Origin of the sequence: Inquilinus limosus DSM 16000 (genome assembly GCF_000423185.1) — a bacterium.
Taxonomy (GTDB): domain Bacteria; phylum Pseudomonadota; class Alphaproteobacteria; order DSM-16000; family Inquilinaceae; genus Inquilinus; species Inquilinus limosus.
The window spans coordinates 87,431-109,370 of record NZ_AUHM01000023.1 but is presented as its reverse complement, the minus strand read 5'-3'; the positions used below and the strand labels follow the sequence as shown (position 1 = coordinate 109,370).

At 71.1% G+C, this 21,940-nt stretch carries 23 protein-coding genes and 1 tRNA gene; 9 read left to right on the top strand and 15 right to left on the bottom strand.

Translation table 11 applies throughout. The annotated features are described in order from the left end of the window. Positions 1 to 41 precede the first annotated feature (41 nt). The 4 genes from G537_RS0120380 (at position 42) to G537_RS0120365 (ending at position 6,019) form a co-directional block, all read left to right on the top strand. The gene (locus G537_RS0120380; RefSeq protein ID WP_026871692.1) at positions 42 to 929 is read left to right on the top strand and encodes a MurR/RpiR family transcriptional regulator; all 888 of its coding nucleotides are present in this window, start codon (positions 42 to 44) and stop codon (positions 927 to 929) included. Beyond that, the gene (locus G537_RS0120375) at positions 926 to 2,269 is read left to right on the top strand and encodes an aspartate aminotransferase family protein (protein WP_026871691.1); all 1,344 of its coding nucleotides are present in this window, start codon (positions 926 to 928) and stop codon (positions 2,267 to 2,269) included. The genes G537_RS0120380 and G537_RS0120375 overlap by 4 nt, the downstream gene beginning before the upstream one ends. Before the next feature lie 64 nt (positions 2,270 to 2,333). Next, positions 2,334 to 3,311 (top strand): TAXI family TRAP transporter solute-binding subunit, encoded by a 978-nt coding sequence (locus G537_RS0120370; protein WP_034852383.1) that lies wholly within the window; start codon positions 2,334 to 2,336, stop codon positions 3,309 to 3,311. Between the two features lie 74 nt (positions 3,312 to 3,385). After that, a complete protein-coding gene (locus tag G537_RS0120365) occupies positions 3,386 to 6,019 on the top strand; it encodes a TRAP transporter permease (protein WP_026871689.1) in 2,634 nt (877 codons plus the stop codon). On the opposite strand, the gene G537_RS0120360 is transcribed toward G537_RS0120365, so the two are convergent. The 4 genes from G537_RS0120360 to G537_RS0120345 all read right to left on the bottom strand — a co-directional run bounded on the left by G537_RS0120360 (position 5,983) and on the right by G537_RS0120345 (position 9,296). Next, a complete protein-coding gene (locus tag G537_RS0120360) occupies positions 5,983 to 6,354 on the bottom strand; it encodes a hypothetical protein (protein ID WP_026871688.1) in 372 nt (123 codons plus the stop codon). The genes G537_RS0120365 and G537_RS0120360 overlap by 37 nt on opposite strands. Before the next feature lie 80 nt (positions 6,355 to 6,434). Next, positions 6,435 to 7,130, bottom strand: a complete 696-nt coding sequence (locus tag G537_RS38955; RefSeq protein ID WP_051248717.1) for a polyamine aminopropyltransferase — start codon at positions 7,128 to 7,130, stop codon at positions 6,435 to 6,437. A gap of 38 nt (positions 7,131 to 7,168) precedes the next feature. Continuing rightward, positions 7,169 to 8,413, bottom strand: coding sequence for an MFS transporter (locus tag G537_RS38950; protein ID WP_034852381.1), 1,245 nt, complete (start codon positions 8,411 to 8,413; stop codon positions 7,169 to 7,171). Between the two features lies 1 nt (position 8,414). Then, a complete protein-coding gene (locus tag G537_RS0120345; RefSeq protein WP_245579060.1) occupies positions 8,415 to 9,296 on the bottom strand; it encodes a quinone oxidoreductase family protein in 882 nt (293 codons plus the stop codon). A gap of 163 nt (positions 9,297 to 9,459) precedes the next feature. Here G537_RS0120345 and G537_RS0120340 point away from each other — a divergent pair, with 163 nt between their 5' ends. Both G537_RS0120340 and prmB read left to right on the top strand, forming a co-directional pair. Further along, positions 9,460 to 9,936, top strand: a complete 477-nt coding sequence (locus tag G537_RS0120340) for a MarR family winged helix-turn-helix transcriptional regulator (protein ID WP_245579059.1) — start codon at positions 9,460 to 9,462, stop codon at positions 9,934 to 9,936. Between the two features lie 58 nt (positions 9,937 to 9,994). Then, positions 9,995 to 10,984 (top strand): 50S ribosomal protein L3 N(5)-glutamine methyltransferase, encoded by a 990-nt coding sequence (prmB, locus tag G537_RS0120335; protein ID WP_081688931.1) that lies wholly within the window; start codon positions 9,995 to 9,997, stop codon positions 10,982 to 10,984. Between the two features lie 13 nt (positions 10,985 to 10,997). Here the strand turns inward: prmB and G537_RS0120330 are convergent, their stop codons facing one another. Next, complete coding sequence (locus tag G537_RS0120330; RefSeq protein WP_026871684.1) at positions 10,998 to 11,504, bottom strand: arsenate reductase ArsC; 507 nt, start codon at positions 11,502 to 11,504, stop codon at positions 10,998 to 11,000. A 32-nt stretch (positions 11,505 to 11,536) separates the two neighbouring features. Beyond that, positions 11,537 to 11,842 carry a PadR family transcriptional regulator gene (locus tag G537_RS0120325; RefSeq protein WP_026871683.1) on the bottom strand — a complete coding sequence of 102 codons (306 nt, stop codon included), beginning with the start codon at positions 11,840 to 11,842 and terminating at the stop codon, positions 11,537 to 11,539. A 211-nt stretch (positions 11,843 to 12,053) separates the two neighbouring features. On the opposite strand from G537_RS0120325, the gene G537_RS0120320 reads away from it, so the two are divergent. Further along, on the top strand, positions 12,054 to 12,290 hold the full coding sequence (locus tag G537_RS0120320; RefSeq protein ID WP_026871682.1) for a hypothetical protein: 237 nt from the start codon (positions 12,054 to 12,056) through the stop codon (positions 12,288 to 12,290). A 272-nt stretch (positions 12,291 to 12,562) separates the two neighbouring features. Here the strand turns inward: G537_RS0120320 and G537_RS0120310 are convergent. The 3 genes from G537_RS0120310 to G537_RS0120300 form a co-directional block, all read right to left on the bottom strand. Then, positions 12,563 to 12,647: transfer RNA gene (locus tag G537_RS0120310), tRNA-Leu, on the bottom strand. A 231-nt stretch (positions 12,648 to 12,878) separates the two neighbouring features. Next, entirely contained in the window at positions 12,879 to 13,643 is a 765-nt protein-coding gene (locus tag G537_RS0120305) for a competence/damage-inducible protein A (RefSeq protein ID WP_026871681.1), read from the bottom strand. 71 nt (positions 13,644 to 13,714) lie between these two features. Beyond that, a complete protein-coding gene (locus G537_RS0120300) occupies positions 13,715 to 14,629 on the bottom strand; it encodes an SDR family oxidoreductase (RefSeq protein WP_026871680.1) in 915 nt (304 codons plus the stop codon). Between the two features lie 195 nt (positions 14,630 to 14,824). On the opposite strand from G537_RS0120300, the gene map reads away from it, so the two are divergent. Both map and radC read left to right on the top strand, forming a co-directional pair. Then, on the top strand, positions 14,825 to 15,637 hold the full coding sequence (gene map / locus G537_RS0120295; RefSeq protein WP_026871679.1) for a type I methionyl aminopeptidase: 813 nt from the start codon (positions 14,825 to 14,827) through the stop codon (positions 15,635 to 15,637). A gap of 13 nt (positions 15,638 to 15,650) precedes the next feature. Then, positions 15,651 to 16,352: a RadC family protein gene (gene radC / locus G537_RS0120290; protein WP_026871678.1), complete on the top strand. Its 702-nt coding sequence runs from the start codon at positions 15,651 to 15,653 to the stop codon at positions 16,350 to 16,352. A 130-nt stretch (positions 16,353 to 16,482) separates the two neighbouring features. On the opposite strand, the gene G537_RS0120285 is transcribed toward radC, so the two are convergent. The 6 genes from G537_RS0120285 to lysM all read right to left on the bottom strand — a co-directional run bounded on the left by G537_RS0120285 (position 16,483) and on the right by lysM (position 21,906). Further along, positions 16,483 to 17,073, bottom strand: a complete 591-nt coding sequence (locus tag G537_RS0120285; RefSeq protein WP_026871677.1) for a DUF1989 domain-containing protein — start codon at positions 17,071 to 17,073, stop codon at positions 16,483 to 16,485. A gap of 50 nt (positions 17,074 to 17,123) precedes the next feature. Continuing rightward, positions 17,124 to 18,149, bottom strand: coding sequence for an aldo/keto reductase (locus G537_RS0120280; RefSeq protein ID WP_026871676.1), 1,026 nt, complete (start codon positions 18,147 to 18,149; stop codon positions 17,124 to 17,126). A gap of 32 nt (positions 18,150 to 18,181) precedes the next feature. Then, the gene (locus tag G537_RS0120275; RefSeq protein ID WP_281171497.1) at positions 18,182 to 19,012 is read right to left on the bottom strand and encodes an amidohydrolase family protein; all 831 of its coding nucleotides are present in this window, start codon (positions 19,010 to 19,012) and stop codon (positions 18,182 to 18,184) included. Positions 19,013 to 19,096: 84 nt separating this feature from the next. Then, positions 19,097 to 19,822, bottom strand: a complete 726-nt coding sequence (locus G537_RS0120270) for an HAD family hydrolase (protein WP_026871674.1) — start codon at positions 19,820 to 19,822, stop codon at positions 19,097 to 19,099. Beyond that, positions 19,822 to 21,357 (bottom strand): alkaline phosphatase family protein, encoded by a 1,536-nt coding sequence (locus G537_RS38945; RefSeq protein ID WP_034852378.1) that lies wholly within the window; start codon positions 21,355 to 21,357, stop codon positions 19,822 to 19,824. Before G537_RS38945 ends, G537_RS0120270 begins: the two co-directional genes overlap by 1 nt. A 117-nt stretch (positions 21,358 to 21,474) precedes the next feature. Further along, positions 21,475 to 21,906 carry a peptidoglycan-binding protein LysM gene (gene lysM, locus G537_RS0120260; RefSeq protein ID WP_026871673.1) on the bottom strand — a complete coding sequence of 144 codons (432 nt, stop codon included), beginning with the start codon at positions 21,904 to 21,906 and terminating at the stop codon, positions 21,475 to 21,477. Positions 21,907 to 21,940 lie beyond the last annotated feature (34 nt).

Genomic DNA, 21,940 nt, shown 5'->3' with positions numbered 1-21,940 from the left:
CACTTGTTGCACACCCTGCAATGGCTGCTATCGTTCGATCCATGGATCAGGGCCCCCTCGCCGATCGGATCGTGGAGCGCTTCGACGCCATGCCGGCGCAGCTTCAGGCCGCGGCCCGCTATGTGCTGGACCGGCCGCGCGACGTCGCCCTGCTGTCGATGCGGGAGCAGGCGCGCCAGGCCGGCGTGCCGCCGGCGACGATGACCCGGCTGGCCAAGCGCCTGGGCCTGGACGGCTACGATTCGGTCCGCGCCCTCTATGCCGAGGCGGTGCGCACCGGGGATATCGGCTTCGCCGGCCGCGCCGACGCCCAGCTGGCCAGCCAGACGCTGAAGGGCGACCGGGCATTGGCGGCGGAGATCGCGACGACCGTCGCCGGCCACATCGCCCGCCTGGCCGAGCCGGCGGCGCTGGACCGGCTGACCGCCGCCGCGGCGCGGCTGGCCGCGGCCCGGCGCATCTACTGCCTGGGCCTGCGCGCTGGGCACGCCGTGGCCTGGCACCTGCACTACGTCCTGTCGCTGCTGGGCGAGCGGACCGTGCTGCTGGACGCCGCGGGCGCCACCGGCACCGACCCGATCCGCGCGGCGACGCCGGAGGACGTGCTGCTGGCCGCCAGCGTGTCGCCCTACACCCGGGCCACGGTGGAGACCGCGCGCTGGGCCGCTGCGCGCGGCGTCGCGGTGGTGGCGGTCACCGACAGCGAGGTCTCGCCGCTGGCCCAGGCGGCGGCGGAGACGATCCTGGTCGCCACCGACAGCCCGTCCTTCTTCCACAGCCTGGCGCCGGGCTTCGTCGCCGCCGAGATCCTGGCGGCGCTGGTCGCCGGCCGCGGCACCGACGCCCCCGCCGCGCTGCGCCGCACCGAGGCGCAGCTGGCCGCCTTCGACACCCACCTCCGCCCCCGGATCGCCAAGGCACAGCCATGACCCGCATCCTGCACCGCCAGATCCATGCCGAGTTCCCCACCGCCGTCGGCGGCAAGGGAATCGAGATCGTCGACGCCGAGGGGCGGCGCTACATCGACGCCTCGGGCGGCGCCGCCGTCTCCTGCCTCGGCCACGGCCATCCGGAGGTCATCGCCGCGCTGCACGCCCAGCTGGACCGGCTGGCCTTCGCCCATACCAGCTTCTTCACCAGCGAGGTGGCGGAGCGCCTGGCCGACCGGCTGGTCGAGGACGCCCCCGCCGGGCTGAGCCATGTCTACTTCACCAGCGGCGGGTCGGAGTCGATCGAGACCGCGCTGAAGATGGCGCGGCAGTATTTCGTCGAGACCGGCCAGCCGCAGCGCCGCCACGTCATCGCCCGGCGCCAGAGCTATCACGGCAACACGCTGGGGGCGCTGGCCACCGGCGGCAACGAATGGCGGCGGGCGCCGTTCCGGCCGCTGCTGATCGAGACCCACCACATCGATCCCTGCTTCGCCTACCGTCTGCAGGAGCCGGGCGAGAGCGACGAGGACTACGCCGCCCGCGCCGCCCAGGCGCTGGAGGACAAGATCCTGGAGCTGGGGCCGGAGACCGTGGCCGCCTTCGTCGCCGAGACGGTGGTCGGCGCCACCATGGGCGCGGTGCCGCCGGTCGCCGACTACTTCAAGCGCATCCGCGCGATCTGCGACCGCCACGGCGTGCTGCTGATCCTCGACGAGGTGATGTGCGGCATGGGCCGCACCGGCACGCTGCACGCCTGCACCCAGGAGGGCATCGCCCCCGACCTGATGGCCATCGCCAAGGGGCTGGGCGGCGGCTACCAGCCGATCGGCGCGGTGCTGCTGGCGCGCCGGATCTTCGACGCCTTCGCCCATGGCTCCGGCTTCTTCCAGCACGGCCACACCTATACCGGCCACCCGATGGCCTGCGCCGCCGGCCTGGCGGTGCAGGAGGTGATCCGCGGCGAGAGGCTGATGGACAATGTCGCGGCCATGGGCGCGCGCCTGGCGCGGCGCCTCGGCGAGCGCTTCGGCAACCATCCGCAGGTCGGCGACATCCGCGGGCGCGGGCTGTTCCTGGGCGTCGAGCTGGTCGCCGACCGCGCGACCAAGGCGCCCTTCGACCCGGCGCTGAAACTGCACGCCCGGGTCAAGCGCGAGGCGATGGCGCGGGGGCTGATGGTCTATCCGATGGGCGGCACCGTCGACGGGGTGCAGGGCGACCACGTGCTGCTGGCGCCGCCCTTCATCGTCGACGGCGCGGCGGTCGAGGCGATCGTCGAACGCCTCGGCGACGCCGTGGACGCCGCCATTGCGGGCCTGCCGGCCAAGGCAGCCTGACAGAGACCGGCCACCCCTCCGCCAGAGAGGGAGGCCACCACACGATCAGAAGGGGAGAGAGATCATGAGGCTTCAGGTCACCGCATCGCTGCTCGCGGCCGTCACCGCCGCGGCCCTGGCGCTCGGCGCCGGCCCGGCCGCGGCGCAGCAGCGCTTCGTCACCATCGGCACCGGCGGGGTCACCGGCGTCTACTACGCCGCGGGCGGCGCGATCTGCCGCCTGCTGAACAAGGACCGCAAGACGCACGGCATCCGCTGCTCGGTCGAATCGACCGGCGGCTCGGCCTTCAACGTCAACTCGATCCGGGCCGGCGAGCTCGATTTCGGCATGGCCCAGTCGGACGTGCAGTACAACGCGCTGAACGGCGCCGGTGCGTTCAAGGATTCGGGGGCGTTCCAGGAGCTGCGAGCCGTGTTCTCGGTCCATCCCGAGCCATTCACCGTGCTGGTGCGCAAGGAGGCCGGCGTCACCAGCTTCGCCGACCTCAAGGGCAAGCGCTTCAATGTCGGCAATCCCGGCTCCGGCACCCGCGCCTCGATGGAGGAGCTGCTGGCGGCGATGGGCTGGACCCTGGCCGATTTCTCGCTGGCCTCGGAGCTGAAGGCCGACGAGCACGGCCCGGCCCTGTGCGACGACAAGATCGACGGCTTCTTCTACGGCGTCGGCCATCCCTCGGCGAACATCCAGGACCCGACCACGACCTGCGGCGCCAAGCTGGTGTCGCTGACCGGCCCGGCGGTGGACAAGCTGCTGGCGGACAAGCCCTACTACGCCCGCGCCACCATCCCGGGCGGGCTCTACAACGCCAATCCGGACGCGACCGAGACCTATGGCGTGCTGGCGACGCTGGTGACCTCGGCCGGCACCGACGAGGAGGCGGTCTATCAGCTGGTCCGCGCGGTGTTCGAGAATTTCGACGAGTTCAAGAGCCTGCACCCGGCCTTCGCCCATCTCGACCCGAAGCAGATGATCAAGGCCGGCCTCTCCGCCCCGCTGCACCCGGGGGCGGAGCGCTACTACAAGGAGAAGGGCTGGATGTGATCCGCGGCGGGGCGGCTCCACGCCGCCCCTCGCGTGGAACAACCTGAGCCCATGACAAACAGGGAGAGGCGGTCATGACCGACACGCCGGGGCTGCAGCCCAGCGCGGAGCTGGAGCAGCTCGTCGCCGAAGCCGATACCGGCGGCCGCAAGCCGACCGGCGTCGCGGCCACGCTTCTGGCCGCCGTCGCCATCGCCTGGTCGCTGTTCCAGCTGTGGTACGCCTCGCCCCTGCCCTTCTCCTTCGGCTTCGGCGTGTTCAACGACACCGAGGCGCGGGCGATCCATCTGGGCTTCGCCCTGTTCCTGGCCTTCACCGCCTATCCGGCCTTCGTCCGGTCGCGCCGCGACCGGGTGCCGGCGACCGACTGGATCCTGGCCGTCGCCGGGGCCTTCGCCGGCGCCTATCTGTTCCTGTTCTACCGCGAGCTGGCGCAGCGCCCGGGCCAGCCGACGATGCTGGACCTGGTCACCGCCGGCGCCGGCATCCTGCTGCTGCTGGAGGCGACGCGGCGGGCGCTGGGCCTGCCGATGGTCGGCGTCGCCGCCCTGTTCATCCTGTTCACCTTCGCCGGGCCCTGGATGCCCGAGGTGGTGCAGCACAAGGGCGCGTCGCTGACCAAGTTCCTGCAGCACCAGTGGCTGACCACCGAGGGCATCTTCGGCATCGCGCTGGGTGTCTCGACCAGCTTCGTCTTCCTCTTCGTCCTGTTCGGCACGCTGCTGGACAAGGCGGGGGCGGGCAACTGGATGATGCAGATCTCGATCGCCCTGCTGGGCCATCTGCGCGGCGGCCCGGCCAAGGTCGCGGTCGTGTCCTCGGCGCTGAACGGCGTCGTCTCCGGCTCCTCCGTCTCCAACGTCGTGTCCGGCGGCATCTTCACCATCCCGCTGATGAAGCGGACCGGCCTGTCCGGCGTGAAGGCCGGGGCGATCGAGGCCGCGTCCTCGATCAACGGCCAGATCATGCCGCCGGTGATGGGCGCCGCCGCCTTCCTGATGGTCGAGTATGTCGGCATCCCCTACTCCGAGATCGTCAAGCACGCCCTGCTGCCGGCCGTCGCCTCCTATGTCGCCCTCCTCTACATCGTTCATCTCGAGGCGCTGAAGATCGGCGCCAGGCCGATCCCGCGCGAGCGCACCGCGCTGCGGACCCGGCTGCTGCGCACCGGGCTCGGCCTCAGCGGCAGCATCGTCGCCATCGCCCTGCTCTATTACGGCATCCTCGGCGCCCAGGCCGCCTTCGGCAGCGCCGCGCCCTGGATCCTGGCCCTGGCCGGCCTTGCCCTCTACGGCGCCAGCCTGGCCTATGCCGCGCGCTTCCCGGACCTCGCCATCGACGATCCGAACACGCCGCTGCTGCACCTGCCGCGGGCCTGGGACGTGACCCGCACCGGCCTCGACTTCCTGATCCCTCTGGTGGTGCTGCTGTGGTGCCTGATGGTGGAGCAGATGTCGCCCGGCCTGTCCGCCTTCTGGGCGACCGCCAGCATCATCGGCATTCTCGCCACACGCGGGCCGATCCTGGCCCTGTTCCGGCGGCAGGACGTGCCGCAGGCGCTGCGCCGGTCGATCGCCGAGCTGGTCGACGGGCTGGGCCTCGGCGCCCGCAACATGATCGGCATCGCCGTCGCCACCGCCACGGCGGGGATCGTGGTCGGCACCGTCACCCTGACCGGGCTCGGCCTGATGATGACCGAGCTGGTCGAGGCCGTGTCGGGCGGGAACGTCATGGTCATGCTGGCGCTGATCGCGGTGATCAGCCTGATCCTCGGCATGGGCATCCCGACCACCGCCAACTACATCCTGGTGGCGACGCTGATGGCGCCGGTGGTGGTCGAGCTCGGCGCCCAGGCCGGGGTCGCCATCCCGCTGATCGCGGTGCATCTCTTCGTGTTCTATTTCGGCATCATGGCCGACATCACCCCGCCGGTCGGCCTCGCCGCCTTCGCCGCCGCCGCGATCTCGCGCGAGGACCCGATCAAGACCGGGTTCCAGGGCGCTCTTTACTCGCTGCGCACCGCGGTGCTGCCCTTCGTCTTCGTGTTCAACCCCGGCATGCTGCTGATCGGGGTTCATGGCTGGGCCGACCTCGCGGCCATCGTCACCGTCACCTTCGCCGCGGTGCTGCTGTTCTCCGCCGCGACCATGGGCTATTTCGTGGCCCGGTCGCGGCTGTGGGAGAGCGCGCTGCTGCTGGTCGCCTGCTTCGCCCTGTTCCGGCCGGACTGGTGGCTGGACCGCTTCTACCCATCCACCGTCGAGCAGCCCCCCGCCGCCATCCTGGCCGAGGCCGCGGCGGCGCCGGCCGGCCATCGCCTGACCTTCGTGGTCGAGGGCATCTCGATCGAGGGCGAGGATGTGCGCAAGACCGTCAGCCTGCCGCTCGGCGACCCGCAGCCCGACCCGGCCCAGCGCCTGCGCGCGGCGGGGCTGACCGTCACCGCCATGGGCGACGGCGTCACCATCACCAATGTCGGCTTCGGCTCCTACGCCCGGCGCGTCGGCCTCGAGGCGGGCTACGACGTCACCGCGGTGCTGAAGCCGGCGGACCGGCCGCCGCATCTCTGGGTCTACATTCCCGCGCTGGCGCTGGCCGGCCTCGTCGCCCTGCTGCAATGGGGCCGCACGGGCGGGATGAGCCGGCGCCTGGCGTCAGCCGAACGGCCGCGTCACGAGGCCTTGGCGGCGAAGACCTCGGAGCAGTAGATCGTGTTGCCGCCGGCCAGGACGAAGAACACCACGTCCTGGCTGTTGGTCAGGGCCGTGACGGTGCAGGCGATCGGCAGGACCTGGTCCTCGATCGTCTTGGTGTCGTGCCGCTCCCACACCAGCTTGCGGCCGCCCTCGGGCGTGGACGTCTCGTGATCGGGCGGGCCGAGCTCGGCGATCATCTGCGCCGAGGGGTGGTCCTGGAAGGGCGCGATCCTCTGGCCGAAGCTCTCCCGCGCGGCCGCGGTCACGCTCTCGGCCGTCTGCGGCTCGGCGCAGGCGGCGAGCAGCAGCAGGGCGGCCGAGGCGGACAGGATTCTCGGGAATGGCAACGGGCTTCTCCGGCCAGCGGGTCGCGACAGGGCGTCCAGCCATGTACACGGCGAGGACGGAGTGGTCCAGAGAAGTCGGGCTAGAGCGGCTGCAGGCCGAAGCGGTCCAGCTCGTCCTGAGCGAGGGGCGATGCCGACAGGACGTAGATCACATGGAACGGCTCGGCCCCGCCCGGCCGCAGGACCGGCAGCCGGGCGGGCGAGAAGCCGGCGGAGCGCGCCCTGGCGACATAGTCCGGATCCTCGAAGCCGGACCAGACCAGCAGGATCCCGCCCGGCTTCAGCGCCCGGCGCAGCGCCTGCAGGCCCTCCGCCGCATAGATCGCCGCGTTGCCGGCCGCGGAGAGCGGCCGGGGGCCGTTGTCGACATCGAGGAGGATGGCGTCATAGGCCGCGCCCTCGGCCGCCACGGCGAGGACGTCGCCGTGGCGGATCCGGATGGTGTCCGGCAGCGCACCGAGCAGACGGGGCCCGATGATGCGCCCGAACCAGCGGATCACCGCCGCCGACATCTCCGCCACGGTGACGCGCCCCGCCCTGCCGAGATGCCGGAGCAGGCTGGCCAGGGTGTAGCCGAGGCCGAGGCCGCCAACGAGCACCTCCGGATCGGGCGTCCGGACCAGCCGGGCGGCCAATTCGCCGAGCCGGTCCTCCGACTCGTGGTACTCGCCGTTCATCAGCTCCCAGCCGTCGACCCGGATCATGTAGACGCCGTCGCGCCCGTAGAGGTCGAGCACGCTGTCCCCGAGCGGGGCGCTGTCCAGGTGAACCCACATCGGCCTACCCTCGCAGGCCGGGCCGCCGGCGGCAATCTTCAGCCTCCGGCGGCGATCGCCGCCGCATCGTCCCGGGGACGAAGCCGGCTGCGGGCGATCACGGCCCCGGCCATGGCGGTCGCGACGACGGCGCCGATCCACGCCGCGTAGAGCGCCTGTCCGACGATGACGCCGGCGACGACCGGCGAGACCGTGTCGGTGACGGCGACCAGCGACTGGGTCGCGCCCATGACGACGCCCTGGCGCTGTCGCGGCACATGGACGGAGAGCGCGGCGACGAAGGTCGGCCGCGCCAGCGCCACCCCGGTGCTGACGCAGAGGACGGCGAAGGCGAGCGTCCCGATATCGACCGCCAGCCCCGCCGCGACATAGCCGACCGACAGGATGGCGAAGACCAGGACGATCAGGGTTCTCTCGCCGAATCGGCGGCCGAGCCATTTCAGCAGGAACAGCTGGACCAGGATGTTGATGGCGCCGTCGGCGGTCAGGATCACGCCGAGCTCCCGCGGGCCGAAGGCATGGCCGTTCCAGGTGAAGGTGTCGCCCAGGAAGACGGGGAGTTGGGAGCTGAACATTCCGTAGGCGAAGTAGTGGCACAGCAGCACGGCGACGAGGATTCGGATCGCCGGCGAGGCCAGGAGCGACCGGAACGACGCCCGCTCCCGGACCACCTGCTCGGCATCGCCGCCGGGCCGGCCGGGCGCTTCCCGCAGCCCAAGGCCGGTCACCAGCATGCTGGCCGCCGACAGCACCAGCGCGGCCCAGATCGGCGCCGCCAGGGAGGTGCCGGCGAGCATGCCTGAGAGGCTGGGGCCGATCATGCCGCCGAGGCCGAGGCCCGCGCTGAGGATGCCGATGGCCTGACGCCGGTCGGCCGGGCCGCTGCCATCGGCGGCGCGAGCGGCCGCGGCCGCGAAATTCGCCGCGGTCAGGCCGAGCAGAACCCGCGCCAGCAGAACGAAGACCACGCTGTCGGCCATGGCGAGCAGGGTGAGGCTGACCAGCGCCCCGGCCTGGCTGGCCAGCAGGACCGTCTTCCGCCCGAACCGGTCGGAGAGCTGCCCCAGCCAGGGCGCGGCGAGGAACTGGCTGAGCGCCTCGGCGCCGAGCACGAGGCCGAGGATCAGCGGCGTGGCGCCGAGATCCCGGAGCAAGAAGGGCAGGATCGGCAGGATGGCGCTGCTGCTGGCCGCATCGAGGCAGACGACGGCGAACAGCGACGCCATCAGGCGGCGGTCGAGCCCGCGCGGCGCGGCGTCACCGGCGGTATCGGTCGGGCGCATCTCAGGCGGTCTGCCGGTCGAGGGTGAACACGGTGCGTCGGGTGCTGTCGGCGCGGGACCAGGCCCGCCCGACCTCCGACAGCGGGATGGGATCGGCGGCGACCGCAAAGCCGCCGGGCACGGCCGCCTGCAGTATCGCGCCGACGGCGGCGACGAGGCGGTCGAGCGGAATGCTGCCGATGCCGCTGCCCATCAGCTCGATCGCCGAGGAGCGCAGAACCGCGCCGGGCAGCGTGATGTCGGGCCCGCTGATCGAGCCGATCTGGACGAATCGGATGGGCACGGCCTCCGCCCCGGTCCTGGCGCCGGCGGTCAGCAGGCGCTCCGCGCTGCGCCCCCAGAGATAGTCGAGGACGACATCCACCCCTGCGGCGAACTGGGCTTCGAGGCGATCCTCCAGGGCCGCCTCGTCCCCGCCGAGCGGGATCGTCACGTCGGCGCCGAGGGCCGCGACCGCGCGCAGGGCGTCGGCGTTGCGGCCGGTCGCGATCACTTTCTCCGCCCCGAGATGCCTGGCGATCTGCACGGCGAGGCGCCCCGCCGTTCCGGTGGCGCCGTTGACCAGCACGGTCTCCCCGGGCCGGAGCCGGGCGCGCTCCGCAAGGGCGGCCCAGGACGACATGCCGGGGATGGCGATGGCCGCGGCGGTCACGTCGTCCAGCCCGTCGGGCACCGGCAGGCACTGGGCCGACGGCACCACTGTCCGTTCCGCCATACTGCCGTGCGGCGCCTCCGGCAGGACGAAATAGACTCGGCTGCCGTCGTCGAGTCGCCCCACGCCGTCGATGCCGACGACGAAGGGGAACCGGCCGGAGGCGCTGTAATGCGTGCCGGAGGCCCGGCTCCTGACGACGGGGCTGAGGGCGGCGGCCGTGACCGCCACGCGGCTCTCGCCCGGGAACGGTATCGGCTCCGCAAAATCCCCGTAGACGGGCGTCTGCCCGGGTCCCCGGACGATGGCGGCTTTCATGACCCTTCCCTTTCGACAGCCAACTATGTGCATAATGCACATATATAGGAGACCCGCGATGCCGCCAAGAAGGAATGTGCAAAATACACATATCAGCAAGCAGCTGCGCGCGCTGCACGGGGCGCTGCTCGACATCGTCGCGGTGATGAACCGGCCACAGCGCGACGAAGTGCTGATCCGCGAGGCCGGGATCCCGCTGGACCGGGCGCTGTTCCCGCTGCTGGTCGGGATTGAGCGGTTCGGGCCGATCGGCGTGGTCGAGCTGGCCGACCGGGCGGGGCGCGACCACACCACCGTGAGCCGCCAGGTCGCGAAGCTGGAGAGCCTGGGCCTGGTGGAGCGCCGGGGCAGCGCCGCCGACCGCCGCGTGCGCGAGGCCGTCGTCACCGCGAAAGGCAAGGCGATGACCGACCGGGTCGACGCCGCGCGCGAGCGGATCGGCCGCGCCGTCTTCGAATCATGGGACCCGCGGGAGTTCGACGAGCTGGTGCGGCTGATGCGGAAATTCGCGGACGCCGTGACGGATGAGCCGCCCGTCGATCGGACCGGATGAATAGGTCCTGAAAACATCGCTTGCACCGGAGGGCGATGGCGAGCAGAAGCATGCCGCCATGCCGGACCGCACACCTTCCCGTCCCGCCGAGCCGCCCGTCAGCGCCGACCCCCGGCGGGAGATCCAGGAGCTCGTCACCCTGCGCGACGTGCTGCGCTATGCCGTCAGCGCCTTCGAGGAGGCCGGGCTGCATTTCGGGCACGGCGCGTCCTCGGCGCTCGACGAGGCGGCGTTCCTGATCCTCGAAAGCCTCCGGCTGCCGGTGGACGACTTCAACCCCTTCGCCGACGCCAGGCTGACGGCGCGCGAGAGGACGCTGCTGGGCGAGCGCATCGCGCGGCGGATCGAGGAGCGCATCCCGGCCGCCTACCTGACCGGGCACGGCTATCTGACGGGGGTCCGGTTCCGCGCCGACAGCCGGGCGCTGGTGCCGCGCTCCTACATCGCCGAGCTGCTGGCCTCGCCGTTCTTCGACGGGTCGGATCCGGACACCGGCCTGATCGCCGACCCGGCGGCGGTGACCGCGGTGCTCGACCTCTGCACCGGCGGCGGGTCGCTGGCGATCCTGGCCGCCTATGCCTTCCCGAACGCGGCCGTCGACGCCGTCGACCTGTCCGCCGACGCGCTGGCGCTGGCGGCGGAGAACGTCGCCGATCACGGGCTGCAGGACCGCGTCCGGCTGCTCGAGGGCGACCTGTTCGCCCCGGTGGCCGGCCGCCGCTACGACCTGATCCTGACCAACCCGCCCTATGTCGGGCGCGAGGTCATGGACCGGCTGCCGGCGGAATACCGGCACGAGCCGCGCATGGCGCTGGCCAGCGGCGAGGACGGGTTCGACCTGGTCCACCGCATCCTGGCGGGCGCGGCGGAGCATCTGCATCCGGACGGCGGCCTGCTCTGCGAGATCGGCGAGGACCGCGAGACCCTCGAGGACGAGTATCCGCAGACGCCGTTCCTGTGGCTGCCGACCGAGCACAGCGACGGCGAGGTGTTCTGGTTGCCCGCGGGCAGCCTGCCCAAGCGCGGACGGGCGACGGCGGCGCGCTGACGGGCGAGCCGTGTCAGCCGGCGTCGGGCGGACGGCCGATCTCGTCGACGCGGTGCTGCAGGCTCATCCGGTCGAGCGTGTCGAAGGGCAGGCTCATGAAGATCCGCAGCCTGCGCTCGAGCTCCCGCAGCACCCGGGCGAAGGCCTGCACCCGCTCCCAGTCCTCGCCCGTCGCCAGGACCGGGTCCGGCATGCTCCAATGCGCCGTGATCGGCCGTCCGGGCCATTCCGGCTGCGTCTCGCCGGCGGCGGTGTCGCTGAGGGTGAACACGAAGTCGAGCGGCTGCGCGCCCGGCCCGGCGAATTCGCCGATATGCTTCGGCCGCAGGCCTTCGGCCGGGAGTCCGGCCATCCGCAGCAGCGCGATCGTCTGCGGGTCGAGCGCCGACGCCGGTTCGACGGCCGCGCTGTAGCCGCGGAACCGGCCCTTGCCCTCCTTGTTCAGGAGGGCCTCGGCCACGATGCTCCGCGCCGAATTCCGGCGCGACAGGAACAGCACGCTGAAGGCCTTCTCAGTCATCCCTGCCCCCTTCGACATTGGCGGCCGACCGGTCAGTCGTGCTCGATCAGCTCACCGATCAGCTCGCGAACCTTGCCCCTGGCGATCACCAGCGCGTCCCGGCCCAGCGGCGTCGCCGAGTAGACGCGCCGGATCGACCGGCCGACGCGCTGGTCGCGCGACACCAGATAGCCCTTCTTCTCCATGGCGCGGAGCATCGGATACAGCGTTCCGGGGCTGAGCTTGTAGCCGTGCCGCGCCAGCTCCTCGATCATCCACTGGCCGTACAGCTCGCCCTCGACCGCGTGGTGCAGGACGTGCAGCCGGATCAGGCCGCTCAGCAGGTCTTGGTGCTCCATGCTCTCTGTTCATGCGCGGGCTCGGAGTCACGGAATCGAATTCCGATATCGATATCCGAGCATAGGGCCGATAGGGCGAGAGTCAACGCGCTCCCGGTCGCTTTCATGGCCCTTTGCAGCGACCCTTCCCCAACCGACTCGACTCCCCAGCCGCCCGGAGATATAGAACATTTAGCGAACATTCGATCAACCCGAGAGCACCAGGAGGCCCATGAAGCACCGCAGAGGCCCCTTCGGCGAGGACCTCCGGGCGGCCTTCCGCCCCGACTCCGCCGACCCGCATCTCCTCATCAGCGCCATGAAGGCCCGCCGCGAGGAGGTGATATGGGGCGCACGGGACCAGGGCATGAGCGACGAGGAGATCGACGCCCTTCTGCGGGGCGGGATCGAGGCCGCGGAAAGGCGCATCTTCGGTGATACGGGAAAGGGCCGCCGGCGCCCCAGGTGAGGGACCGTGTTCAGAACAACTGGGATATCGGCCTCCGGCTTTCCGATATCTCGCCCCTTACCGGCATCGTGGCGAAGTGCGGGCGCTGCAATCGACGGCGGGAGCTGGACCGCCGGCGACTTATGCAGCGCTTCGGCAGCGACGCCAGGTTGTTGAAGATCGAGATGGCGTTGAGGTGCGCCGGGTGTGGGAGCGAGGTGGCCTGCAGGATCGAACTGAGGGCGCCGCGGAGGGACTAGAGCCGCGGTCCCATCTGCCAAGGGGAAGACATCTGGTGCGGACGGCGGGACTCGAACCCGCACTCCCGAAGGACGCAGATTTTAAGTCTGCTGTGTCTACCGGTTCCACCACGTCCGCGCGGGGCCTCTATGGCGCGCCCTCGCCCGCCGCGCAAGCCGAATGCGCCTTGCCGGCGGGCGGATCGCGCCCCATTGTCCGGGGCATGACCGACTTCCAGTGGATCCACCTGATCTGGCTGGTCGCCGCCCTGATCCTGGTGGCGCCCGCCGCGCTGCGCCGGGGCTGGGGCGGGCACGGCCTGCTCTATGCCGCCCTCTGGCTCGGCATCGCCCTCCTGATCGGCCTCGCCTACTCGGTCTTCTCCGGCTCCGCGCCGGCGGTGCCGCCGAGCGAGACCACGAGGGAGCGCACCGCCTCGGCGGCGGAGGACAGCCGCTCGGCGTCGGTGCCGCGCAGCACCAGGCTGGTGCCGAACTTCCCGGCCCGGAAATACGGATAGCTGCCGATCGTCAGCTCCGGATAGACCGCGGCGATGGCGCCGAGCCCGGCGGCGATCACCCCCTCGCCCAGATCGCAGGTCACGGTGCGGCTGAGCACCCGGTCGCCGCCGGCCAGGGTCGGGGCGATGCCGTCGAACATCGCCTGCATGATCCGCGGCACCCCGGCCATGACATGGACATTGCCGATGCGGAAGCCGGGGGCGGCGCTGACCGGGTTGTCGATCAGCTCGCCGCCCTCCGGCACGTTCGCCATGCGCAGCCGCGCCTCGTTCAGCTGGCCGGGCTCGTAATGCGCCTCCAGCCGCCGCACCGCCTCCGGATGGCGCAGCAGCGGCACGCCGAAGGCGCGGGCGACGCATTCGGCGGTGATGTCGTCATGGGTCGGACCGATGCCGCCGGTGGTGAAGAGATAGTCGTAGCGGGCCCGCAGCGCGTTGACCGCGGCGACGATCTCCTCCGGGTCGTCCGGCACCACCCGCGCCTCGCGCAGGCGGATGCCGAGATCGGTCAGCCGCTCGGCCAGGAAGGCCATGTTGGCGTCCTTGGTGCGGCCGGAAAGGATCTCGTCGCCGATCACCAGAACGGCGGCGGTCACGATGCGCGTGTCGGTCATGGTCCTGCCCTGGGCGTTGTCCCGGGCGATGCTATCGCCTGGACGGGCCGCGAGACAGGCGGAAAACGCCGCTAGCGATAGCCGGTGGCGTCGGCCGGCTTGCCCGGATCCTGCACCTCGACGACATAGCGCCAAGCGTCGGGCCGCGAACCGTCGAGGTCGGTGAAGCCGTAGACCTGCGCCAGCTGGCCGCTGGACAGCGACTGGCCGTTCCAGCGTGCCCGGTCCGGATCGGCCGCCAGCGCCGCCACGGCCCGGCCGGTGAAGCGCGGCGTCTCGGAGATGATGAAATGCGGCTGGATCTTCGTCGCGTCGCGCCAGGTCTCCTCGGTGACCCGGTAGGCCTCCAGCATCATCTCCGACCGCATCCAGCCCGGCGTCAGCGACACCGAGGTGGCGCCGTGCGGCGCCAGGTCCTTGGCATGGGCCCAGCCCAACCGGTTCACCGACACCTTGGCGAGGTCGTAGAAGGGCGACAGCCGGTAGTGGTCCGCATTGTACTCGGCGGTGCCATCGGTGACTTCCACCAGCAGGCCGCCCGGGCGCTGGATGAGGAGCGGCAGGGCGTAATGCGCAGTAATCAGATGGGTGTGGACGCCGAGGGTCAGCAGCCGCAGCCCCCGCTGCAGGTCGTGCTCCCACACCGGCTTGTTCCACTCGAACAGCGTCTCGCCGCCCCAGACGTCGTTGACCAGGATGTCGAGCCGGCCCTGCTCCGCCCGGATGCGGGCCACCAGCCGCTCCACCTGCTCCGGCACCAGATGGTCGGTCTGCACGGCGATGCCGGTGCCGCCTTCGGCCGAGACCAGCTCCGCCGTCTCCTCGATCGTCTCGGGCCGCTGGTACTCCGAGGGCTGACCGCGGATGCTGCGCCCGGTGACGTAGACCGTGGCGCCGGCCGCCCCCAGCTCCACCGCGATCCCCCGCCCGGCCCCGCGCGTCGCGCCCGCGACCAAGGCGATCTTTCCCGCCAATGGAAGCGCCATCACATCCTCCCGATCCGTCTGCCGAGTTTGTAAATGATCGTTCGGTTATAAACTGGAGTCAAGATGCCCGGCGGCGATGCGGGCCGGTCCTCGGAATCCCGGCCGGCCGACCCCATATCCCCGCGGGTGGCGACGGCCCGGCGCCGGTGCTATAGGCTAGAGGCGATGCGAGACAGGACAGAAAGCGTGACCGAGGTGGAACCCCAGACCCGCGAGGAAGGCCACATCCCCCTGCATGGCGAGGCCGAGTTCGCGGCGATGCGGCGTGCCGGCCGGCTGGCGGCCGAGGCCCTCGACTTCATCGCCCCGCATGTGCGCCCCGGCGTCACCACCGACGAGCTCGACCGCCTGCTGGACGGCTTCATGCGCGACCACGGCGCGGTGCCGGCCACGCTGGGCTATCGCGGTTACCCGAAATCGAGCTGCATCTCGCTGAACCATGTCGTCTGCCACGGCATCCCGGGCGACCGGAAGCTGGAGAACGGCGACATCCTGAACATCGACGTCACCCCGATCCTGGACGGCTGGTACGGCGACAGCAGCCGGATGTACGTCGCCGGCGACAAGGTCGCGGTCAAGGCCCGGCGGCTGATCGAGGTGACCTACGAGGCGATGATGCGCGGCATCGCCGCGGTCAAGCCCGGCGCCACGCTGGGCGACATCGGCCACGCCATCCAGAGCTATGCCGAAGGCCACCGCTTCTCGGTGGTGCGCGACTTCTGCGGCCACGGCGTGGGCCGCGTGTTCCACGCCCCGCCCAGCATCCTGCATTACGGCCGGCGCGGCGAAGGCCTGGCGCTGCGCGAGGGCATGATCTTCACCATCGAGCCGATGATCAATGCCGGCCACTGGGCGGTGAAGATCCTGTCCGACGGCTGGACCGCGGTGACCCGCGACCGCAGCCTGTCGGCCCAGTTCGAGCACACGGTCGGCGTCACCAGGGACGGGGTGGAGATCTTCACCCTCTCCCCCGCCGGCCACACCCAGCCGCCATACCCCGTCGCGTGATCGGGCCGGTGTCGTGACCGCGCCGCCGGACGCGACGGAACCGGTCCCCCAATATGCCGGCCATCGCGACCGGCTGCGGCAGCGTTTCCTGACCGCCGGCGCCTCTGCCCTGGCCGACTACGAGATCCTGGAGCTGCTGCTGTTCGCGGCGATCCCGCGGCGCGACACCAAGCCCCTGGCCAAGCAGCTGATCGCCACCTTCGGCAGCCTGGGCGCGGTGCTGGCCGCGACCCCGGCCCAGCTGGCGCAGCGCGGCGGCCTGAGCGATGCCACCATCGCCCTGCTGAAGGTGGTGCAGGCCGCGGCCGAGCGGATGCTGAAGGAGCAGGTCGTCGACCGGCCGGTGATCGGGTCGTGGCAGGCGCTGCTGGACTATCTCGGCGTCGCCATGAAGTTCGGCGGGGTCGAGCAGGTGCGGCTGCTGTATCTCGACCGCAAGAACGCGCTGCTGGCCGACGACGCCGCGGGCCAGGGCACGGTCGACCAGGCGCCGATCTATCCGCGCGAGGTGGCGCGCCGGGCGCTGGAGCTCGGCGCCAGCGCGTTGATCCTGGTCCACAACCACCCCTCCGGCGACCCGACCCCGTCGCGCGCCGACATCGAGATGACCAAGGCGGTGGCACGGGCGCTGGAGACGGTCGGCGTGACCCTGCACGACCACGTCATCGTCGGCCGCAAGGGCCATTCCAGCTTCCGGAGCCTGGGGCTGATCTGAGGCCGGGCACAACCAAAAATCGTCATCGCGAGCGTAGCGAAGCGATCCAGGCGGCACCACCCTCTGGATTGCTTCGTCGGCTTCGCCTCCTCGCAATGACGGTTTTCTAAAGCCTGCCCCCGGCCCACTGTCAGTCGCCGAGCACCTCGAAGGCGAGCGGGCGCGGCGGGGCGCCGGCGTTGCAGGTCCCGGCCGGGCAGGACGAGATGGCCACGGCGAGATCCATCTCGGCCCGCAGCACGATCGCGTCGCCGGCGCGGGACCGGGGCGGCACGATCAGCAGCGTCCCGTCGGCCGCGACCTCGACATTCATGAAGACGTTGAAGGCCGTCGGCAGGGCACCCGGATCGATCCCCAGGCTCTGCAGCGCGGCCCGCAGGTTGTCGTGGCAGTTCGGGTGATGGTCCTTCACCCCGTACTGGATGCGGTACATCTCGAGGCTGCAGGGCGCATAGAGGAAGTCGTGCCGGCCGACCTGGTCCTCGACGATGGTCAGCATCGGGTTGCTGCGGTCGGACCACAGCACATCCCCGGTCGAGAGGTAGATCCGGCCGCCATAGTCGAAGCTGCGGCCGTTCGACAGCCGCTCGCCGCCGTCGAGCGAATAGGCGAGGAGGTCCCCGGTCTGCCCGCCTTCGGTGTCGATGATCCGCAGCCGCTCTCCGCGCCTGAGGACCAGCCCGGCGCCGCCCGCCGCGGGAACGATCCGCCGCTCAGCCATCCGTGCCTCCCTTGCTCGGTGAAGATGGTGCCGCCGGCCGGCGGCCCAACTCAGCCCGGAACCGGCGCGTCCTCGCGCACCAGGCCTTCGCGCTTCAGCTCGGCCCAGAAATCGGCCGGGATCGGCGTCGCGATCAGGGCGTGGTTGCGCTCCACCTCCTCCGGCTTCACCGCGCCCGGGATCATCGAGGCCACCACCGGATGGGCCAGCGGGAACTGGATCGCCGCCGCCGGCAGGGCCACGCCGTGGCGCCGGCACACCGCCTCGATCCGGCCCACCCGCTCCAGGATTTCCGGCGGCGCCGGCTGATAGTTGTAGCGGGCGCCCGGCACGGCGCCGGTGGCGAGAATGCCGGAATTGTACGGCCCCCCCAGCATGATGCCGATGTTGCGGCGCTGGCACAGCGGCAGGAAGTCGTCGAGCGCGGTCTGCTCCAGGAGGGTGTAGCGCCCGGCCAGGAGGAAGCAGTCGAAATCGCCGCCCTCGGCGAAGCGCATGCAGGCCTCGACCTCGTTGACGCCGACGCCGATCGCCTTGACCACGCCTTCCTCGCGCAGCTTGAACAGCGCCTTGTAGGCGCCGGCCAGCGCCTCCTGCAGCCGCTGCTCATAGGCCTCGCGCGAGCCGTGGGTCCAGATGTCGACGTCGTGGATCAGGAGGATGTCGACCGAGGAGATGCCGAGGCGCAGCAGGCTCTGCTCGAAGGAGTGCATCGCGCCGTCGTAGCTGTAGTCGAACACCGGCTTGAACTCGAGCCCGCCGGCCCAGGTGCCGCGGTCGAACGCCTCGCCCCGCCGCGGCGGCACGAAATAGCGGCCGACCTTGGTCGACAGCACATAGCTGTCGCGCGGCCGCGGCCGCAGCGCCTGGCCGAAGCGGTGCTCGGACAGGCCGTAGCCGTAGAGCGGCGAGGTGTCGACCAGGGTGACGCCGAGGTCGAGCGCCCGCGCCATGGTCTGGATCGCCTGGGCGTCGGGCAGCTTCTGGTAGAGGTCGCCCAGCGGCGCCCCGCCGAAGCCGAGCTGGGTGACGGGAACGCCGCTCTTGCCCAGCGGGCGCGTGGCGATCGGGTCCATGGGCGGGTCCTCTCAGTCTCAGATCATTGGGCTCAGCCGAGCCGGTAGAAGGCGATGGCGGTGTCGCGATAGAGCTGCCGCAGCTCCGCCGCCGACGCGTCGGCAAGGACGGCGTCCAGCGTCCCGACCCAGCGGCGATAGCTGGAAGCCTGCTCGCAGACGGGCCAGTCGCTGCCGAACATGGTGCGGTCGAAACCGAAGCAGTCAATCGTATGACGTATGTAGGGCTCGATCTGCGCCCGGGTCCAGCCCTCGTGATCGGCTTCGGTGACCACGCCCGACAGCTTGCACCAGACATTCGGCAGCGCCGCCAGGGCCCGCATCTGGTCGCGCCAGGGGCGGTCGATCCCGTCCCGGATCCCGGGCTTGCCGATATGGTCCAGGACGAAGCGGATCTCCGGGCAGCGGCGCACCAGCTCGAGCGCGCTGTCGAACTGCGGATGATAGATGCAGAGGTCGAAGGACAGGTCGTATTCCGCCAGCAGCCGCACGCCTTCGACGAAGCCGGGCCGGATGCAGAAATCGACGGCCTCGCCCTGGATCAGCCGGCGGATGCCGCGCAGCTTCGGGGTGGCGGCGTGCAGCGCATCGAGCTCGGTCCGCACCGCCTGGCCGTCCTCGATCGCGGCGGAGGCGACGATGGCGCCGAGCCGGGGATCCTCGAGCGCGCCGACCCAGCGCGCCTCCTCCACCCGCTGTGCGGGGGCGATGTCGACCTCGACGAAGACGTAGCGGTCGACCGCCACCCCCTCGCGCTGCCGGTCGTAGTCCTCCGGCAGGTGGCGCGACTTGAGGCTAGGGACCTGATCCATCCACGGATACGACAACAGGGCCGGGTCATAAATATGGACGTGGCTGTCCACGATCGGAAAACCGGGCACGGGAAGCCTCCACCACGAACGGTCGTTTTTGTTGTCGGACTTTAATCTAAAAGGCAGCCGGTGCCATCAGGCCGTTTGGCAGTCGAACAGCGCCTCCAGCCCGCCGATGTCCGGCAGGCAGAGATCGGCGAGCCCGGCCAGCGTTTGCATGGTGCCGGTGCCGCTGAGCACCCCGACGCACAGCCCCGCCCCCGCGGCGCGCCCCATCACCATGTCGTGCCTGTTGTCGCCGACCATGAGGACGGCGCCGGGCGGCAGGCCGGTGGCGTCGCAGAAGCCATAGACCATCCCGGGATTCGGCTTGTGGCCGTGGCCGCTGTCGTAGCCGGCGACGAAATCGACCAGGTCGAGCAGGCCGAACATCGCGAGCGTGGCGCGGATCGCGACCTCGCCGTCGCTGGAGGCGACGCCCAGCTTCAGCCCGCGATCGCGCAGCCGGCGGAACAGCCCGGCCGGGTCGGCGACGGTCGGCCGGATCACCGCTGCCGTGGTGGCGCTCCGGAAGACGCGGTCGATCTCCGGCACCAGCAGGGCGAGGTCGTAGGGGCTGCCGGCGGCGATCCAGGCGGCCGCGATCTCCGGCGTCGCCCCGGAGGCGAACAGGCTGTCGGCGCGGACGATGCCGCTGTCGGGATCGGCGCCGGCGACCTCGAGCAGGCGCCGCGCCAGCTCCGGGTCCCCGGCCGCGGCGAACAGCGCCGCCTCGCGGTTCAGCGGGATCCAGGTCGAGTTGAAGTCGATCAGCGTCCCGTCCTTGTCGAACAGGATGCCGCGGATGCCGCCCGCTCCCATCACGCCTCCCCCTCGAAATAGCCGTCCTTCAGCGTGATGTGGCTGAGCGTGCGGTCCTCGTGCCGCATGCGCCAAGACAGCAGCTTCTGGGCGTAGGCCAGCATCTCCCCGGCGCAGGCCGGGTCGCGGCTGCGGTCCTCGAATTCGCCGGGGTCGCGCTCCAGGTCGAAGAACAGCGGCGGCAGGGCGGCGCAGTGCACGTATTTCCGGCGGGCATCGCGGATCACCTGGACGCCGCATTCGTCGGGGCGCAGCCGCACCGGCCCGTCGCCGACCGGGCCCCGCGCATCGCCGACATCGAAGAACCAGTGGGCCGCGTCGCGCCAGTCCGCCGGCCGCTCGCCATGGCAGAAGGGCAGCAGCGAGCGTCCGTCGCACTGCCGCGGCGCGGCGAGGCCGAGCCAGTCGAGGATGGTCGGCAGGATGTCGACCGATTCGGTGAAGTCGTCGACCTGCCGGCCGCGGCCACCCTCCGCCGCCGGGCGCGGGTCGCGGATGATCAGCGGGATATGGGCCGACTGGTCGAAATAGCCGATCTTGCCGAACAGGTAATGGTCACCCAGTTGCTCGCCATGATCGGAGGTGAAGACGATCAGCGTGTCGTCCCACTGGCCGCTGCCCTTCAGGAAGTCGAACACCCGGCCGAGATGGTGGTCGACCTCGGACGCCAGGCCGTAATAGGCGGCGCGGACCGCGGCCACGCCGGCGGCATCAAGGTCCGCGGCCGGCCCCTCGGCATGGTTCAGGAACGTGTCGAGCCGGACCGCCCTATGCAGCCCGGCCAGCAGCGGATGCTGCGCCCCTTCGGCGGCGGCGGAGGGGCCGCGCAGCGGTGGGGGCACGGCGGCGGCGTCGTAGGCCAGGTGCCAGGGCGCCGGGGCGGCGAAGGGCGGGTGCGGGCAGATATAGGTCAGGTGCACGAACCAGGGTCGGCCGCGCAGCACCGCCAGATGACGCAGCACCTGGTCGGTCAGGAAGGCAGTCTCGCTGTCCTCGGCCCGGATCCGGGTCGGCCCCAGCCCGCCGGGCGCCGTTTCGGCCGCGGGGTCGGAATCGTAGAGCGGGTCCCGACCCGCCTCCGGCGCCGGCACGTCGTAGCCCTTGGCCACGAGGTCGGCGATCCAGGCCCGGCTGGACTCGGACAGGGCGATCACTGGGGTGAAGCCCGGAGCCACGCTTTCATAGGTGTCGCGCGCCGGGTCGCCCGGCGGCCGGCCGCGCGGGTCCAGCGAGGTGTCGGTGTAGCCGAACAGCAGCGGCTCCCAGCCGCCGCGCCGCACCTCCAGCGCCAAATTGGTGTGGCGCGCATCGAGCGGCGTGCCGTTCCGGATGCTGCGATGGGTGTGGGGATAGAGGCCGGTCAGCAGCGAGGCCCGGGACGGGCCGCAGGGCGAGGCCACGGTGTAATGCCGGCGGAACAGCGTGCCCTCTTCCGCCAGTGCGTCCAGCGCCGGGGTACGGATGCAGGGGTGGCCGACCGCCGACAGCGTGTCGCCGCGCCACTGGTCGGCGGTGATGAACAGGACGTTGGCCAAGCCTCGAACTCTCCCGCGTGCCCCGCCCTGCTGATAGCGCAACGGGCGACGGCGCGACACGGGAAAGCGAAGGCCCTGCGCGCGGCACGCAGGGCCCTTCGATGTCGTCCGGGACGGTTACGGGATGCGCAGCACCTGGCCCGGATAGATCTTGTCCGGGTGCTTCAGCATCGGCTTGTTGGCCTCGAAGATCTTCGGATAGTCGTTGGCGTTGCCGTACATCGCCTTGGCGATCGCCGACAGGGTGTCGCCCTTCTTCACCGTGTACATCCGCGATTCCGGCGCCGGGGTGGCGGCGGCGAGGTTGTTCTCGACCTGGGCGATGCCGGGCGTGTTGCCGACCGCGAGCGCGATCTTCTCCGCCACCTCGGTCGAGGCGACGTTGCCGCCGACCGTCACCTTGTCGCCCTCGACCTTGATGTCGACGCCGGCGGGGTCGAGCCCCTGCGCCTGGATCTGCCTCTTGAGGTCGTCCGGCGTCGCGGCCTGGGCCTCGCCCCCGCCGAACAGCTTCTCACCGGCTTCCTTGATGAAATTGATCAGCCCCATGGCACTCCCCCTGACTGCGTGGTCCGCGGTTGTC

Excerpts from the sequence above, each read along its gene's own strand:
- G537_RS0120365 (WP_026871689.1), top strand. The coding sequence starts at position 3,386 with ATGACCGACACGCCGGGGCTGCAGCCCAGCGCGGAGCTGGAGCAGCTC.
- G537_RS0120375 (WP_026871691.1), top strand. The coding sequence starts at position 926 with ATGACCCGCATCCTGCACCGCCAGATCCATGCCGAGTTCCCCACCGCC.
- G537_RS0120320 (WP_026871682.1), top strand. The coding sequence starts at position 12,054 with ATGAAGCACCGCAGAGGCCCCTTCGGCGAGGACCTCCGGGCGGCCTTC.
- G537_RS0120270 (WP_026871674.1), bottom strand. The coding sequence starts at position 19,822 with ATGGGAGCGGGCGGCATCCGCGGCATCCTGTTCGACAAGGACGGGACG.
- G537_RS38955 (WP_051248717.1), bottom strand. The coding sequence starts at position 7,130 with ATGTGGGTTCACCTGGACAGCGCCCCGCTCGGGGACAGCGTGCTCGAC.
- G537_RS0120370 (WP_034852383.1), top strand. The coding sequence starts at position 2,334 with ATGAGGCTTCAGGTCACCGCATCGCTGCTCGCGGCCGTCACCGCCGCG.
- G537_RS0120285 (WP_026871677.1), bottom strand. The coding sequence starts at position 17,073 with ATGGCTGAGCGGCGGATCGTTCCCGCGGCGGGCGGCGCCGGGCTGGTC.
- G537_RS0120330 (WP_026871684.1), bottom strand. The coding sequence starts at position 11,504 with ATGACTGAGAAGGCCTTCAGCGTGCTGTTCCTGTCGCGCCGGAATTCG.
- G537_RS0120305 (WP_026871681.1), bottom strand. The coding sequence starts at position 13,643 with ATGACCGACACGCGCATCGTGACCGCCGCCGTTCTGGTGATCGGCGAC.
- G537_RS0120380 (WP_026871692.1), top strand. The coding sequence starts at position 42 with ATGGATCAGGGCCCCCTCGCCGATCGGATCGTGGAGCGCTTCGACGCC.
- prmB (WP_081688931.1), top strand. The coding sequence starts at position 9,995 with ATGCCGGACCGCACACCTTCCCGTCCCGCCGAGCCGCCCGTCAGCGCC.
- lysM (WP_026871673.1), bottom strand. The coding sequence starts at position 21,906 with ATGGGGCTGATCAATTTCATCAAGGAAGCCGGTGAGAAGCTGTTCGGC.
- G537_RS38950 (WP_034852381.1), bottom strand. The coding sequence starts at position 8,413 with ATGCGCCCGACCGATACCGCCGGTGACGCCGCGCCGCGCGGGCTCGAC.
- G537_RS0120325 (WP_026871683.1), bottom strand. The coding sequence starts at position 11,842 with ATGGAGCACCAAGACCTGCTGAGCGGCCTGATCCGGCTGCACGTCCTG.
- G537_RS0120300 (WP_026871680.1), bottom strand. The coding sequence starts at position 14,629 with ATGGCGCTTCCATTGGCGGGAAAGATCGCCTTGGTCGCGGGCGCGACG.
- G537_RS0120280 (WP_026871676.1), bottom strand. The coding sequence starts at position 18,149 with ATGGACCCGATCGCCACGCGCCCGCTGGGCAAGAGCGGCGTTCCCGTC.